At 68.9% G+C, this 15,279-nt stretch carries 13 protein-coding genes and 3 pseudogenes; all 16 read left to right on the plus strand.

All coding sequences use genetic code 11. The features are described 5' to 3' along the window. Nucleotides 1-789 carry a DUF317 domain-containing protein gene (locus tag ACFYO9_RS38415; protein ID WP_358778191.1) on the plus strand — a complete coding sequence of 263 codons (789 nt, stop codon included), beginning with the start codon at nucleotides 1-3 and terminating at the stop codon, nucleotides 787-789. A 33-nt stretch (nucleotides 790-822) separates the two neighbouring features. Further along, a complete protein-coding gene (locus ACFYO9_RS38420) occupies nucleotides 823-2,619 on the plus strand; it encodes a TraM recognition domain-containing protein (protein WP_358778192.1) in 1,797 nt (598 codons plus the stop codon). 394 nt (nucleotides 2,620-3,013) lie between these two features. After that, on the plus strand, nucleotides 3,014-3,733 hold the full coding sequence (locus ACFYO9_RS38425; RefSeq protein WP_358778193.1) for a hypothetical protein: 720 nt from the start codon (nucleotides 3,014-3,016) through the stop codon (nucleotides 3,731-3,733). Between the two features lie 95 nt (nucleotides 3,734-3,828). Next, nucleotides 3,829-4,365 (plus strand): hypothetical protein, encoded by a 537-nt coding sequence (locus ACFYO9_RS38430; protein ID WP_358778194.1) that lies wholly within the window; start codon nucleotides 3,829-3,831, stop codon nucleotides 4,363-4,365. A gap of 391 nt (nucleotides 4,366-4,756) precedes the next feature. Then, nucleotides 4,757-5,833, plus strand: coding sequence for a site-specific integrase (locus tag ACFYO9_RS38435; protein WP_358778195.1), 1,077 nt, complete (start codon nucleotides 4,757-4,759; stop codon nucleotides 5,831-5,833). Beyond that, nucleotides 5,830-6,150 carry a helix-turn-helix transcriptional regulator gene (locus ACFYO9_RS38440; protein WP_358778196.1) on the plus strand — a complete coding sequence of 107 codons (321 nt, stop codon included), beginning with the start codon at nucleotides 5,830-5,832 and terminating at the stop codon, nucleotides 6,148-6,150. Before ACFYO9_RS38435 ends, ACFYO9_RS38440 begins: the two co-directional genes overlap by 4 nt. Then, entirely contained in the window at nucleotides 6,147-7,109 is a 963-nt protein-coding gene (locus tag ACFYO9_RS38445) for a hypothetical protein (RefSeq protein WP_358778197.1), read from the plus strand. The genes ACFYO9_RS38440 and ACFYO9_RS38445 overlap by 4 nt, the downstream gene beginning before the upstream one ends. A gap of 195 nt (nucleotides 7,110-7,304) precedes the next feature. Further along, complete coding sequence (locus ACFYO9_RS38450) at nucleotides 7,305-7,676, plus strand: hypothetical protein (RefSeq protein WP_358778198.1); 372 nt, start codon at nucleotides 7,305-7,307, stop codon at nucleotides 7,674-7,676. Nucleotides 7,677-7,825: 149 nt separating this feature from the next. After that, a pseudogene (locus ACFYO9_RS38455) lies at nucleotides 7,826-8,074 on the plus strand (hypothetical protein); the annotation flags it as partial. A gap of 62 nt (nucleotides 8,075-8,136) precedes the next feature. Next, on the plus strand, nucleotides 8,137-9,333 hold the full coding sequence (locus tag ACFYO9_RS38460; protein WP_358778233.1) for a site-specific integrase: 1,197 nt from the start codon (nucleotides 8,137-8,139) through the stop codon (nucleotides 9,331-9,333). Beyond that, nucleotides 9,326-11,785 (plus strand): site-specific integrase, encoded by a 2,460-nt coding sequence (locus ACFYO9_RS38465; RefSeq protein WP_358778199.1) that lies wholly within the window; start codon nucleotides 9,326-9,328, stop codon nucleotides 11,783-11,785. The genes ACFYO9_RS38460 and ACFYO9_RS38465 overlap by 8 nt, the downstream gene beginning before the upstream one ends. Continuing rightward, on the plus strand, nucleotides 11,782-12,444 hold the full coding sequence (locus ACFYO9_RS38470) for a hypothetical protein (RefSeq protein ID WP_358778200.1): 663 nt from the start codon (nucleotides 11,782-11,784) through the stop codon (nucleotides 12,442-12,444). Before ACFYO9_RS38465 ends, ACFYO9_RS38470 begins: the two co-directional genes overlap by 4 nt. Continuing rightward, nucleotides 12,441-13,664, plus strand: coding sequence for a DNA cytosine methyltransferase (locus ACFYO9_RS38475; protein ID WP_358778201.1), 1,224 nt, complete (start codon nucleotides 12,441-12,443; stop codon nucleotides 13,662-13,664). The genes ACFYO9_RS38470 and ACFYO9_RS38475 overlap by 4 nt, the downstream gene beginning before the upstream one ends. After that, nucleotides 13,664-13,798: pseudogene (locus ACFYO9_RS38480) on the plus strand (replicative DNA helicase); the annotation flags it as partial. The gene ACFYO9_RS38475 and the pseudogene ACFYO9_RS38480, both read left to right, overlap by 1 nt. A gap of 214 nt (nucleotides 13,799-14,012) precedes the next feature. Further along, nucleotides 14,013-14,780: a DnaB-like helicase N-terminal domain-containing protein gene (locus tag ACFYO9_RS38485; RefSeq protein ID WP_358778202.1), complete on the plus strand. Its 768-nt coding sequence runs from the start codon at nucleotides 14,013-14,015 to the stop codon at nucleotides 14,778-14,780. 56 nt (nucleotides 14,781-14,836) lie between these two features. Then, nucleotides 14,837-15,279: pseudogene (locus ACFYO9_RS38490) on the plus strand (hypothetical protein); the annotation flags it as partial.

Consider the following 15,279-nt stretch of genomic DNA (forward strand, 5'->3'; position numbering starts at 1 on the left):
GTGCCGTACGACATCGACATCGCGCTGGTCGCGCCCCGCTATCTCGCCGGCCCGGGCGACCCGGCCTGGGTCACCGTCCCGCTCCACCGCGCCTGCCGCTGGAGCACCGCCCGGGACCCGCTCGTGCCCCGGGTCATCCTGACCAGCCCGGACCAGCTCGCCCAGCTGCGTATCATCCCCGATCCGGACCCGGCCGAACCGTGGTGGACCCTGCGTCACGCACACCACGGCGACCAGCGGGCCTGGTCGGTCACCTTCGACGCCCCCACACCGGTCGAGATCATCGCCGCGGTCACCGACACCCTCACCGACCCCGCTACGCCGAGGGTCGCGCCCGACGATCCCTACGAGACGCTGCGCGCTGCAGGCTGGCACGCTCCCCGCCACCACGACGGTCGCACCTCACCTGAGGGCATGACCTCCCCCGACGGCCTGGCCCGCGTCGACCGCCTCCTCCATGAACACCGCGCCGCCGGCTGGGTCGTCGAGACGTCCGTCCATCATCTGCCCACCCTGTGGCGCGCCTACCTGGACGGTGACGCCCCGCCCCACTTGGTCGCCGCGCTCTTCGGGGCGCTGGCCGACGAGACACCCCTGGTCCGCGAACCGCACCGCGTCCCGCACCTGGCAGCCACCCACGGCCGCACCACCACCGGTCGAGTGAGCGCCGAGAGCGTCGCCTTCGCGCTGGAGCACCGCACCACCGCCCTCGCACAGCGCAGCACCCCGACGCCTCCTGCCTCATCCACCCCCGGACCGCATGTGCCCAAGCAGCGCCGGGCCCGCTGACCGACACCCCCATTTCCTCCTGGATCCGCCCTCTTGCCCCAGCCCTCCTCCAACCAGTCCACCGACGCCACGGACATCGCCTTCAAGGTCCTTCTTGGCGTCCTCGCCGTCGCGGTTCCCTTGTCCAATCTCGCCTGGCTCGGCGGGCAGATCACCGCTCGGGCCACCGACTCCGGGCCCGGCGCCCCCTACCAGCCCGTTCAGGCCCTCCTGCACCCCGACCAGCTCTGGCCGGGCCTGGGAGAAACGTCCCTCCTGATCGGCACGCGCATCCTGCCTGGCGCCGTGCTGCTCGCCCTCGGCTTCACCGCCGCCGTGCTCTACAAGCGGCACAAGGGCACCAGCGACGGGCGCAAGAAACGCATCGAGGGCATGGCCAAACGCTCCGACATTGAGCCGCTGATGTCCAGGGCGATCACCTCCAAAGCCCGCTCGCTGCGCCCGAGCCTCAAGGACGCCAAGCACATCGACGCCAGAGACACAGGCGTCCTCCTGGGCAACCTCCAGGGAACGAAGTACGAGGTGCGCATGGGGTACGAGGACGTCGCCGTGGCGATCATGGCGCCGCGCTCCGGCAAGACCACCTCCCTGGCGATCCCCTCCATCCTCAACGCGCCCGGTCCGGTCCTGCTGACCTCCAACAAGGCAGCCGGTGATGCTTTTACCGCCACGCTCGACGCGCGGGCGGACGTCGGCCGGACCTGGTCGATGGACCCGCAGCAGATCGCGCACGCCAAGCGCGAAATGTGGTGGAACCCCCTGGCCACCGCCAAGACCCTCGACGGGGCCGGCAGGCTCGCCGGGCACTTCCTCGCCGCCTCGGTCGACGCCTCCCGGCAGGGCGACTTCTGGTCGAAGGCCGGCAGCAACATCTTGAGCCAGTTGTTCCTGGCCGCGGCCCTCGACGAGCGCCCCATCACCGACGTGATGCAGTGGCTGGCCTTCCCCGCCGACCGCACACCGCTCGACATCCTTCGCGACCACGGCTTCACCGCGGTCGCTGCCCAGCTCAAGGGCACCGTCGAAGGGCCGCCGGAGACCCGCGACGGCATCTACGAGACCGCCCGACAGTACGCCGCCGCACTGCTGAACTCGGAGATCGCCGCGTGGGTGACCCCGCAGAAGGACGCCGAGGAGTTCCGGCCGGAGTCGTTCGTCACCTCGACCGACACCTTGTACCTGCTCTCCAAGGACGGCGGCGGCGGAGCCAGCGCACTGATCGCGGCGTGCGCGGACTCGGTGATGCGGGCCGCGACCGCCCAGGCCGAGCGCGCCGGCGGACGCCTGGACCCGCCGATGCTCGCGATCCTGGATGAGGCCGCGAACGTGTGCAAGATCAGCGATCTTCCGGACCTGTACTCCCACCTCGGCAGCCGCGGGATCATTCCCATCACGATCCTGCAGTCCTACCGCCAGGGCCAGAAAGTCTGGGGGGACGCGGGCATGGACGCCATGTGGTCCGCCTCCACGATCAAAGTCATCGGCTCCGGCATCGACGACCCCGACTTCGCCGACAAGCTCTCCCGCCTGATCGGCGACCACGACGTGGAGACCACCTCCACCTCGCACTCGGAGTCCGGAAAGAGCACCTCGGTGTCGATGCGCCAGGAGCGCATCCTGGCCGCCGACGCCATCCGCGCCCTGCCCAAGGGCACCGCCCTGTGCTTTGCCACCGGCATGCGCGCAGCGATGCTCGACCTGCGCCCCTGGTATCTCGAGCCCGGCGCCGACGAGTTGTCCGTCGCCTCCGCCCGCGCGTCCAAGGGCATCACCGAGCGGGCCGTCGCCAAGGCCGCCCCCAAGCAGGCCGACTTCGACACCGCCGCATAGAACTCGCCTTCTCCCTCGTTCTGTTCGGCCTCACAGGCCACTCATCCCCACCTGCACGCACCGTGCGTCAGCACACCTGGAACCTCCTATGACACAGATCCACGACGTCCCCGACGACTGGAACCCCCGCCACCGTTGCTGCCTGGAGTGCGGCAACAGTGACCCCGAAGTCACGCTGCGCGCCATCACCCACACCTCAACGGACCAACAGGCTCTCGCCTGCACCAGGCACATCGCGGACGTTGTCACCGTCCTCGAATCCTTCGCAGGCGCGACGCACACTCCTGCCGAGCAGCCGCCGAAGCCCGCCACCGCGCCAGCGCCGTCCTCGCCAGCCGCCCCTCGACACCGCTCCCGGGCATGACACAACCCCCCTCCGCTGAGCTGCTGTTCGATGTGCCGCCACCCCCCCACGCCCGTCGAGCGTCTGCTCGCCCTCGCCGACCGCTACACCCAGCACAACGACATGCTCGACCTCGTGCTCGCCGACAACAGCGAGCCCGATCCGGCAACGCACATCGCCTCCGCGCAACAGCTGACCTTCAGAACGCTGTACGCCATCAAGGCGATCTACGACCAACAGCTCTACGAGAACGCGGACTTGTCCGACGCAGTAGTTCGGCTCAGACAGCTCGCCTACCTCAGCACAGCATCCGAAGCCGAACGCCCACAACTGGCACGCGAGTTGACCGCACTGGCCCCCGAGGCCGTCCTGGACAGCGCGTCGCGCGTAGCCGCTGAGATACAGCGACGGCGCTGGAGCGACGTCGCGGCGCCCGGTGAATCATTCTCCACCGCGCAGCACATGGCTCTGCATGAGATCGCCCGCGGCCACGTTGTGGTCACCGGCTCCGCAGACCGGCAGTACGTTCACCACCGCACGGCACGCGTCCTGATCAGCACGCTGCGGTCACTGGAAGCCAAGGACCTCATCGCGCGCAAGGCCAAGTCCGCCGCGCCCGCATACATCGGAGGACAACCGCAGGACCGTGTGCACCTCACACCCGCCGGCGTCACGGCCCTGGCCACCGTCCTCGCCCTGCCCCCAGGCACCACGACGGGCCCCTCCCGTGGGCCCGCGCCCCGTACGCAGGCGGCCGCCCGAGGCCGCTGAACCTCTCCCGGAGCCCCATGCCCCCGCCCGGCCTGAGCGAACAGTCACAGCAACTCCGCTCCTTGGTACGGAGCTTCGAGGATCTATAGGAGCGCGTGCTCAACCTCTCCTACGCCCCTGGCACCGACGCGCTACACAAGATCACTCCGCTTCTGCTCGCGGCCCAGGAGCTGACCGTAACCGCGCTGGGGTGCCTGAGGACCCTGGACGACAGCGCGTACACCAGCATCACCGGCAGCCGCCCCGGGCGGGAGACCCTGTCCGCCACCGCCGCTAACGCCTCCCTGGCCTGCACCGACCTCGCCGAGGCCATCTCCGTCAACCCGCACGAGGGAGCGCCCTTCGCCGGGAACCCGGCTGACGATGCCCCGGTCCACGCGGCGCGTCACGCCGAGGCCATCCCCCGCATGAACAGCCACATCAATGACGCTGCCCTGCAACGACGTGGGGGCGGCTGCCAAGTCGGCGCTCCACATCATCGAGGCGCTGAACGAGCAGCCGATGTTCCCCAGCCCGCACCGTCCGACCGTCTCGTGGTCGCACGGCCCCGCCCTCTTGGCCCGCCTGGCGAACCTCCCACGACCACGGTGCTCGAACCCGCCGACGGCATCAGCCGGGTTGTGCCCCCCTGACGGCAATGACCGCGTTCGTGCTCCATGCCGCGCCGTCCACGGCGCCCCGCGGCGCTGAGCCTCCTTCCCCCTTTCCCATTCCCCAAGGACGCACCATTTTCGAATCCCCCGCCTTCCGATGCATTTCTCTCGGCGCTGGAGTGCAATCCAGCGCCATGCTCGCCCTGTCCGCCAAGGGCATCCTCCCCAAGGTCGACTACGCGATATTGTGGGATACCTCGAATGTTCCCCGTCGCCCCGCTGCTCCTCCTGCAGACCCTGCCGCGCCTGACCAGGGGCACCAGCGTGTTCTCCACCCTCCCGAGTGAACCTGACAGGTTCTCGGGATTCCTGAACTTCCCTCGTTCTAGCCTCCGTTCATTCGCGTTGGCTGAGCCTGCGGGGAGGAAGCGTGGCGCTGGCAGTCGTACGGGACCTGAGCACGGCACGACGTCCAGCGAGCCCGGAGGAGTTGGAGGCGTTCGAGACCGACGTACTCGCGGGCTTCGTCCTGGCGCGGGCCTCCGCCGGGTTGGCCGACGGCACGGTCCGGGGCGACATGTCCCACCTGGAACAGATCCGCAGCTGGTTCGGGCGCCCGCTCTGGGAGATGCAACCCTCCGACGCGGATGCGTACTTCGGCCGGGAGGTTCGGTCTTCCTCGCAGGGCACCCGGCTGGCATACGCCCAATCCCTGTCGACGTTCTTCGACTTCCTGGAGCTGCGCTTCCGCGCCGAGCTCCATGCGATGACCGGCACGGTGGTCGCCTGTCCGCTCGACGAGATGAACCGCCCGCGCGGACGCGGAGAGATCGGCCTGCGCATCCCGCCCACCGATCCCGAAGTCGAGATGCTCTTCACGGGCTGGCGCGACGACCTCGCGACCTGCCGGAAGTTCGCCCCGGCAGCACGCAACTACACCGCTGCGAAGCTGATCTCGCTGGTGGGCCTGCGCATCAATGAGGCCCGCCGCCTGGACCTGGACGATGTCCGCTGGGAACTGGGCCACTTCGGCAAGCTCCACGTCCGCTTCGGCAAGGGCACCCAGGGCTCCGGCCCGCGCCAGCGGGTGGTCCCGCTGATCAACGGAGCGGACCGGCTGCTGCGCTGGTACATCGAGGACGTGTGGGGATACTTCGACACGGATCACACCCGTCCTGGTGCACCGCTGTTCGCCACCGAACGTCACCACGCCGACGGCTCCGCCACCCGCGTCGGCGCCGACTCCCTGCGCCGCGGCCTGGCCGAGGCCGTCGGCAACCACCTGCCCACCTGGTCAGACCGGCTCACCCCGCATGTCCTGCGGCACTTGTGCGCTTCGCAACTCTACCGGCACGGCATGGACCTGCTGGCCATCCAGGAACTGCTCGGCCACTGGTGGGTGGCAACCACGATGCGGTACGTCCACGTACTGCACACCCACGTCGAGGACGCGTGGATCGCAGGTCAGGAGCGAGCCGCAGCCCGTCTGAAGGGACTCGCACGATGAGGTGGAATCTCCGGCTGGCCGCCGCGAACCGCGGGATCTGGAAGGCCAGCGAGCTCCAGCGGATGCTCGCCGAACGGGGCCTGGTGATCTCGGCCGGCAAGATGTCAGGGCTCTGGTCCGGACAGCCGATCAGCGTCAAGCTCGCGGACCTGGACGTGATCTGCGCAGTGCTCGGCTGCGGCATCGACGAGCTGCTGATCCCTGAGCCGGACGCCGTCACGGCACCGGCATCGAAGGAAGAGCCGCAGCGGGCCGTCGGGCAGAGCCAACGTGTCACACCCCGGGCGCCACGGGGCCGGTCCCTGCCGCCCACATGACCACCCCGCCCGGCTCCGTGGGCAGTTGCCGCTACTGCCTGGCCTGGGGCGTGCTCGCCTTCAGCGGGATGTGTCCCGAGTGCGTCGGCTGGCGCGTCTGGGACCGCGAGAAGTGCGCCGGATGCCACCGCACGGTTCCGCTCAAGCACGGCCATTGCCGACTCTGCCACCGCCAAGCCCTGCGACAGCTCGGTCGCATGGTGATCCGCGAGGTGATGCCCGACGTCGAACTGGTCGCCTGGCAGCTGTTCCTCGTCTTCCCGCTCGGCCCACGTCGCGCCCGCGGACGGCCCCACAAACCGCCCGCGCTCCGGCCCACCCCGGTGACCTGGCAGATTCCGGGACAACTCGCTCTCTTCCCTGCCCGCCCCGACTACCTCCGCTTCAGCCGGGACCGGCATGCGAACCCGGACAACCCCACGCTGATCAAGGCCAGACACACCGCCCACCGGCTCGCCGAGGCCCGCGGATGGGCATGGTGGATCGTCCGCGAGATCAACGACGGTCTCCTGGTCCTGCTCTCCGGGCACGCGCCCGGCGACACCATCGCCTACTCCGACATCGTCCCGATCGACCAGCTTGGCCACAACGTCGCGCACACCGCCGAGGTCCTCGACCGGCTCGGCATCCTCCACGACGACCGCGTCCCCACCTTCGACGCCTGGCTCCAGCGCAAACTCGATCTCCTCACCCCCACCCTCGCCGAGGGGATCAAGCTCTGGGCCACCACTCTGCGCGACGGCGGCCAGCGCACCCAGCAGCGATCCACCGACACCATGCGCAACTATCTCGACGCCGCCCTGCCCGCCTTGATCGACTGGTCCACCCGCTACCAGCACCTTCGCGAGGTCACCCGCCAGGACATCAAGGACGTCGCCGCCGGGCTGACCGGCCTGAAACGCAAGCGGGCCCTGGTCGCACTCCGGTCGATCTTCCAGTTCCACAAGCGCATCGGCTGACTCTTCCACGACCCCACCACTCGCATCAATACCGGCCGAGTCGACGTCGGCCTGCCGACGCCGCTCCGCCCGGAACAGCTCGAAGCCCTCGTCAGCCACGCCACCACCCCGTTACGCCGGGTCATCCTCGCGCTCACCGCCGTTCACGCCGCCCGCCCCACGGCCCTGCGTGAACTCCTCGTCGACGAAGCCGGATTGGCCGACCGCAGGATCATCATCGGAGGCCACCCCCGCCGCCTCGACGACCTCACCGCGCAGGTCATCACCCAGTACCTCCTCCACCGACACCGGCGATGGCCGCACACCATCAACCCCCACCTGATCATCAACGAGCACACCGCCCAGAACGAGAAGCCCGCCAGTCCCCACTGGCTCAGTAATCAGTTCCGCGAGACCGGCGTGACGCTCAACCAGATCCGGATGGACCGCCAGCTCGAAGAGGCCCTCACTCACGGCCCCGACGCCCTCCACCTGGCCGCCGTCTTCGGCATCAGCGAACGCGCCGCCATCCGCTACGCCAACGCCGCCAAGGCGTTCCTCGAGTCCGCACTCGAACAGAACCAGTAACCCGGACCACCGCCGACACCCACCAGCCGGCACACGTCCGCTTCCCTCACCTCGATCGACAGGCCCCACGCATGCATCCCCCTGCCCTCAAACCCACGAACCCGCGCCCCCACCCCCGGATATCAGGCAGCCGCACCCGCAAGTTCGCCATGAAGCACCTTCAGAAATCGCGAACTTTCGGCGGAGTCGCCGACACCGGATGGGAGCCACAGGCCGTTTACCGGCACCTTGACCGACTGGAGCGGGACATAGCCAGCCCGGCCGGAATACCCATTCTACGAGTCTCCTCCGGGAACATCAGAAGGGATGCGCTCGATCCGGATCACCGATTCGCTTCCATGCCGCTCTATATCCTGAACAAAGACGGCAAGCCTGGCATGACGAGGCGCCAATGCACAGTTATCTGCACCTCTCCTCCTCGTTGATCGCGGTGACCAACACCTCGATCAAGGAGAGCGAAGTGGATCTACGTCACGAACTGATGGAGGGTCGGGCCCAGCTGCCCCGCGCCGGTGCCGTGGTGGACACCGGTGAGGCCCACCCTCCGTACGCGGTCGTCAACGGCCTCGGGCACGAAGTGGAACCCGTCACTGCGTACCTGCGCGACCTGGCGCTGAGTGACAGCAGCCCGTTGACCTCCCGAAGCTACGGGGTCGGGATGCTGCGATGGTTCCGGCTCCTGTGGCTCCTCGATGTCGCCTGGGAACGGGCGACCGAGGCGGAAACGGCTGTCCTGACCGGCTGGCTGCGTACGGCACCGAACCCTCAGCGTCGTCGCCGCAACCCTCAGTCGCCACTCCCGGGGACGATTAATCCGCGGACCGGGAAGCCGTATCTGAGCCCGGGTTACGCCCCGACGACGATCAACCACGCGTTGTCCGTGGTGAGCGGCTTCTACACGTTCCATGCGCACTACGGGCGCGGTCCGGTGGTGAACCCCGTGCCCGTTTCGCCGCAACGGCGCCGGGCGTTGAGTCACCTGAGTCCGCTGGAGACCAAGCCGGTTCTGGGCCGGTCCAGGTTGAGGCAGAAGGTCGCACATCGGCCCCCGCGATCCATTCCCGACCTCTTGTGGGGCGAGCTGTTCACGGCGATGGGATGCGAGCGGGATCGGGCCCTGCTCGACTGCTACGTCACCAGCGGCGCCCGTGCGGAGGAGCTGCTCGGTGTCGGTACGGACGACATTCACTGGGCCAAGCCGGGCCTCTACGTCATCTCCAAGGGCACCCGCGAGCGCGAACTCGTTCCGATCTCGCCGGAAGCCTGTGTCCGGCTGGCCCACTACCTCGACAGCACCGGTACACCGCAGGCCGGCGAACCCGTCTGGCGGACTCGGCACGGGCAGGACCGCCCGTTGACCTACTGGGCGATGCGGCGGGTGGTGCAGCGGGCTCAGCAGAACCTCGGCACCAACTGGACCTTGCACGATCTTCGTCACACGGCGGCCCACCGGATGGCCAACGGAGGCAAGCTCACGCTGCCCGAGGTCCAGACCGTGCTCCGGCACGCCAACATCCAGACCACCAGTCGCTATCTGGCGGTGCGGGTCGAGGAGATCTTCGACGCGCTCCTGGAGCACTACAACCAGCCCCGGCCGCAGACGAGTTACCCGACCGGCTACTCCGCCGACGACATCGCGGCGGTGTTCGGTGCCTAAGACCGCCGCGAGCCCCACCACCGGCGTCAGCCGTCGGCATGGCCCGATCCCCGAGGGCCTCGACTATCCCAGCCGATTCGTCGGCGGTTCGATGGCTCCGCAGCCAGCCACCGCGGCCGCGCCGCCCCGCCCGTTCGGTGACCTCTCCACCACCAGCGCACGGTCGATCGCGAAGCTGGTCGTCGAGGTCTGGGAGGGAGGCGTGTCCACTCGGCAGCAGCGCGGCATGGCCGCCCGCGCTGTCCTGGACTACCTCGCCGGTTACCCCGGCCTGACCTGGCAGGAGCGGTGGGACGCCAGCCCGGTCGGACAGGGGCTGGAGCACGTGAACGACCTGGAGTGCCGGCGCAGCCCCAGCATCAAGCTGTCCACCGGCCTACGGGCGCTGATCTGCCTGCGGGTCATCGAGCCATCCCTGGTCGTCTTCCGGCGTCACCACATGTCCAGCTTCGCAACGATGTTCATCGCCGCCCAGGGCGACCCTCTGCTGGACGACTTCGTCGAGCAAGTCGAGGTCCACCAGCACTCGTATGCGCACCGCACCGAGGCGTTGTACGACCTCTGCGTGCTGCTGGCCTCGCAGGGCGTCGCACTGAGCGATGTAACGGCGCCCGCGCTGCTGCACTTCGCGCAGGAGAACCGGCGCGCGTGGGCGCTCGTGAACCCGGGGAACAAGGCCGGGAACAGGCTCCGCGGTCAAGGCGTGTGGCATGTCCTGCACGCTGCGGGCCACCTGCCGCCGACCGTTCCGCCGACCATGCGCGCCGCTCTCATGCGGGGCCAGAAGAGCGTCGAGGAACTCGTCGATCACTACCCGATCCGCAACCGGGCCGTCCGCGGGCTGCTGATCGAATACTTCACCCGCCGCCGCGCGGACACCGACTACGGCACCCTGAAGAACCTGGTCCTGCACCTGGCTCACCACTTCTGGGAGAAGATCGAGCGGATCAGCCCCGACCAAGCTGATCTGCGGATCTCTCCGGAGACCTACGCCGCCTGGCGAAAGATGATCGCGGTCAAGGACAACGGTGCTCCGCGCGCCGGGGCCGACGGGCTGGTCATCTCGGTTCGCAGCTTCTACTACGACCTGCACACCTGGGCGGCTCAGGAGCCCGAACGGTGGGCTACCTGGGTCGCCCCTTGCCCGGTCCCTCCGTCCGACCTCCACGGGCTGGGAGCACGCCGTAGGCGGATCAACGAGCGCAGTGCCGACCGCACCCGACAGCGCCAGCCGCTGCTACCCGTGCTCGTCGCGCACGTGGAGTCCCGCTACGACCACTCCCGTCAGCTCCTCCAACTCGCCGAGGAGACCGGCGAAGGAGAGACATTCACTTTCTCCGGCACCAGCTACACCCGGGTGCTGAGCGAATCCGATCGCAAGCTGAGCCGTCACAGCGCGCCCATTCCACCCCGTCTGCGAAACAACGACAGCGGCGAGATGGTCCACATCGCCGCCGAGGAGGAGACCCCGTTCTGGGACTGGGCAGCGGTGGAAACACTGCGGCACTCCGGCGTGCGCATCGAGGAGATGTGCGAGCTGACCCACCTCAGCATCCGGCAGTACCAACGGTCCAACGGCGAAGTCATCGCGCTCCTGGTCATCGCGCCGTCCAAGACCGACCGCGAGCGCGTCATCCCGATGTCCGCCGAGCTCTTCCACGTGATCGCCTCGATCATCCGCCGCCATGCCCGCACCGGCCGGCCGATCCCACGGGTGACGCGCTACGACCCGCACGACAAGCTCTGGAGCCCTCCGATGCCGTTCCTGTTCCAACGGCAGAACGGCACAGTTCCCGCGATCTTCAACCCCGGCACGATCCAGAAGATGCTGGAGCGGCGCTGCCTCGCCCTCGCCGAAGTACACCCCGGCTTCAAGGGACTGAAGTTCACCCCGCACGACTTCCGGCGGATCTTCATCACCGAACTCGTCAACAGCGGCCTGCCGATCCACATCGGCGCGGCCCTGCTCGGACACCTGAACGTCCAGACCACTCGTGGCTACGTCGCGGTGTTCGACGAGGACGTAATCCGGCACTACCAGGAGCATCTGGCACACCGACGCCAGATCCGGCCCGAAGGCGAGTACCGGAACACCACCCCCGACGAATGGACGGAGTTCGAGGAGCACTTCGACCGTCGCAAGGTCGAACTCGGCTCCTGCGGCCGCCCCTACGGCACTCCCTGCCAGCACGAGCACGCCTGCGTCCGGTGCCCGATGCTGCACGTCAACCCCAAGATGTTGCCCCGCCTCGCGGAACTGGAGGAAGACCTCCTCGACCGCCGAGCACGCGCCGAGACCGAGGGCTGGTCCGGTGAGACCGAAGGCATCGACCTCACGCTCACCTTCCTCCGCTCCAAGCGCGACGAGACCCAACGCAGAGCCCAGCGCCCGCCCGTTGACCTGGGCATCCCCAAACCCCGCCCCATCCCCTCATCACCGGAGGCCCCTTGACAGCCCACATACCCATAGCCACTCGTTCGGGTGAAGTGCAGAGAAGCACTGGCGAGTACAAAATTAAGCCCCTGAAAAAGCAGGTGCGCGAACTCCTCGGATACCCCTATCCGGCACGCATCCCCCGAGATGTCTTCGTGGAGCAGTGGGTCGGAATCTCGGCGGATGAATTCCACCGAGCCAAGGACTCGGACGTCAAGTACATGCGCAACCGGCATCCACTCATCGAGGTTGACTGGTCAAGGGCCGACTGCGTCAGGTACTTGACGTCAATCGGACTGGCCGATACCCCGAAATCAAGTTGCCTTGGGTGCCCCTTTCATGGAAATGCGCAGTGGAGATCCATCCGGGACCTCTCGCCGCAGGAGTGGGCTGATGTGGTGGCCTTCGACGCGGCCATCCGGCAAGGTAACGTCCGCGCCAACGCCACCGGCAATCGGCTGCTGGGAGAAGCATTCCTGCACCGCTCGCGCATGCCGCTCGACCAAGCGCCGATCGACCATGTCACCGCTGCCGAATGGACAGCCCTGCAGCAAGAACTCGGAGACGGCGAAGCAGACGCCCAAGAGCTAGAGGACGGGGTTATCGACGGCTGCTCCCCGTGGGCCTGCCGCGGTGAAGTCGAGCCGGTTCAGGACGGTTTCGGGCTGACCTCTTGATACTTGATCTGTTCGCTGGTCCCGGGGGATGGAGCCAGGCTCTGACCGTCCTCGGCATCCGGGACGTGGGCCTGGAATGGGACGAGTGGGCGTGCAAAACCCGTGCTGCAGCAGGGCAGTTGACGATCCGCACCGATGTTGCGGCCTACCCCCTGTGGCCGTTCCTCGGCAGGATCACGGGGCTGATCGCCTCACCGCCGTGCCAGGCATGGTCGATGGCCGGCAAACGCCTCGGCCTCGTCGACCAGCCCCTGGTCCACCAGGCCGTCGCCGACCTCGCAAGGGGCCTGGACACCCGCGAACAACTGCTTGCCGCCTGCCGTGACCCACGCTCCCTGCTGGCCGCCGAGCCCATGCGCTACCTGCACGCCCTGCACCAGCGCGGTCAGCCGGAGTGGGTCGCGATGGAAGAAGTCCCCGACGTCCTGCCCTTGTGGCGCCAGTACGCCGCGATCCTGCGCACCTGGGGGTACTCGGCCTGGACCGGGATCTTGAACGCGGCCGACTACGGCGTGCCGCAGACCAGACGGCGGGCGATCCTGCTCGCCTCGCGCACGCGCACCGCCGAGCCGCCGCCGCCCACACACGCCAAACTCGCCGAGCCCGAGTCGCTGTTCGGTCCGGGCCGCGCGCGCTGGGTCTCGATGGCCGAGGCCCTCGGCTGGGGCGCCACGGACCGCCCCGTACCGACCGTGTGTGCCGGGGGCGGCCCCGGTGGCGGGCCCGAGCCGTTCCCCTCCGGCTCCCGCAAGGCCCTCAGCGACGCTCGCGACTGCGGCAGCTGGAAGCCGCACCCGCCCGCCAAGTCGACTGTCGCTGGGGCGGATGGCCGGGCGGAGAAACACGTCTCCGCCGCACAGACGACGCCCACGGTGTGGCGCTGGACCTTGCGCAGCAACAACCAGGCCAACGCCACCGTCCGCACCGATGAGCCGGCCGGGACCCTGTTCTTCGGTCACCGGGCCAACGAGTGCGTGTGGCAGGCCGAGCCGGCCTCCTCCACGCCACCGGGCACGGTCGCAGCTCCGGATCCGATCCGGATCACTGCCGTCGAGGCCGGCATCCTGCAGACCTTCCCCGCCGACTACCCCTGGCAGGGCAACAAGGGCCAGATCTTCAGCCAGGTCGGCAACGCCGTCCCGCCCCGGCTCGCAGCCCACCTGCTGGCACCGCACCTCGGCAAGACCCTCACCCCCAACGACTTCACCCTGGCCGCCTGATGCTCCCTCCCTCCACCGAAGACGAGAACGACGACCTCGACGAACTTCCGCCGCCCCAACCCGTGCACTACGCCGAACAATCCCTGCTCGGCGCACTCCTGTTGGACCCCCACCGCCTCGACGAGATCGGCCCACTGGATCCGAGCCACTTCTCCAACCACACCCACGGCGAACTGTTCCGCGCCATGCGCTCGGCACCGGCCCCCCGCACCGAGCAACACCGCACAAGCCCGGCCTGGCTGAACACCGTCCTGAACGCAGCCCGCCCCCATGCCCCCGGGCTGACCGCCTCCTACCGTCCTCATCCAGGTCTGCCCCTGGCCCCAGCACGCGGCCACATATGCCCGGATGACCCGCGCCGACCACGCCCGCCGCAGCCTGCACCTGCACGCCGAGCGCCTGGCCCAAACCGCGGTGGACACCACCCTGTCTCACCGCGCGAAGGCCACCGTCCAGCAGGCCGACACCCTCGCCCGGTTCCTGGACGACTTCTCCGGCCGCTTCACCCCGCACCCCGCCTCCCTACCGCGCACCCCGCTGCCGCCGGCGCCCGCCAGGGACTTCGGCGAGGAAGCCCTCGACGAGGAGCGCCTCCTGATCGCCACCGCAACCGCGCACCCCGCCGAGATCAGCCAAATGCGCTGGCTCGTGCCCGAGGACTTCGCGCTCCCCCTGCACGCGGCACTGTGGCAGTGCCTCACCGCCCTCGCCCATCGCGGCGAGGCGGTCGACCCGATCACCGTGCTCTGGGAAGCCCAGCACCGCGGCCTCCTCACCCACGAGATCACCCCCGCGGATCTGCTGGCCCTTCTCTCCACACCGGTCGGCTCGCCCCAGCACTGGGGCGAGAAGGTCCTTGAGCGTGCCCTGCTCAGCCGCGCGCAGACTGCCGCCAACAGCATCGCCGCCTTCGCCGACGACCCGGCCAACAGCCCCCACCAGCTGATCACCGGCAGCCGGCGGGCGCTGGCCGGCCTGACCGCCGTGCGCTCCCGCTGGCAGAAGGCCACCGGCCCCGCCACGCCGCGCACCACCCGCCCGGCCCGCACCCCGGCCGCCTCCCGGGCCGGGCCACCCCTGCGGACCGCCCCGACTCCCGCCCGAGCCACCCGCTAGAACCCCCGGTCCGGGCCGACCCCCGCATCGGCCCGGACCGGCGAAACGAGCCCCCTATGCCCGACACCGCACCCGACGCTCACGTTCACCTCGCCCTGCACCCGCAGCACCCCAGCGCCGTCGTCGCGACCCTCACCGGCACCACGCTGCACACCGCCCGCGCCACCCTCGCCTCGGAAGGCTTCCGGCCGGTCTGCGACGACACGATGCTCCTTGTCCGTATCGACCACGAGGAGCCCTACTACGCCAACATCACCGCCAACCTCCTGTGTGACGTGGGCATCCCCGTGGACATCACCGACCCGTTGCAAGAGGAGATCGACACCGAGTGGACCTGGGCCAACCACCCGACGACCTGGCTGGACCGCCACGAGATCCGCCTCGTGTCCGCCGAAGCCCAGAAGTGTCGGCGTACAAATGAACGTGCACCACCTCGTACGAATGAGAGTGCACCAAAGTTGATGTGGTGGCGGGTGGGTGCCGCGAGTCTTCTGCTGTC

It is taken from the genome of Streptomyces sp. NPDC005863 (genome assembly GCF_042871345.1).
GTDB lineage: Bacteria > Actinomycetota > Actinomycetes > Streptomycetales > Streptomycetaceae > Streptomyces.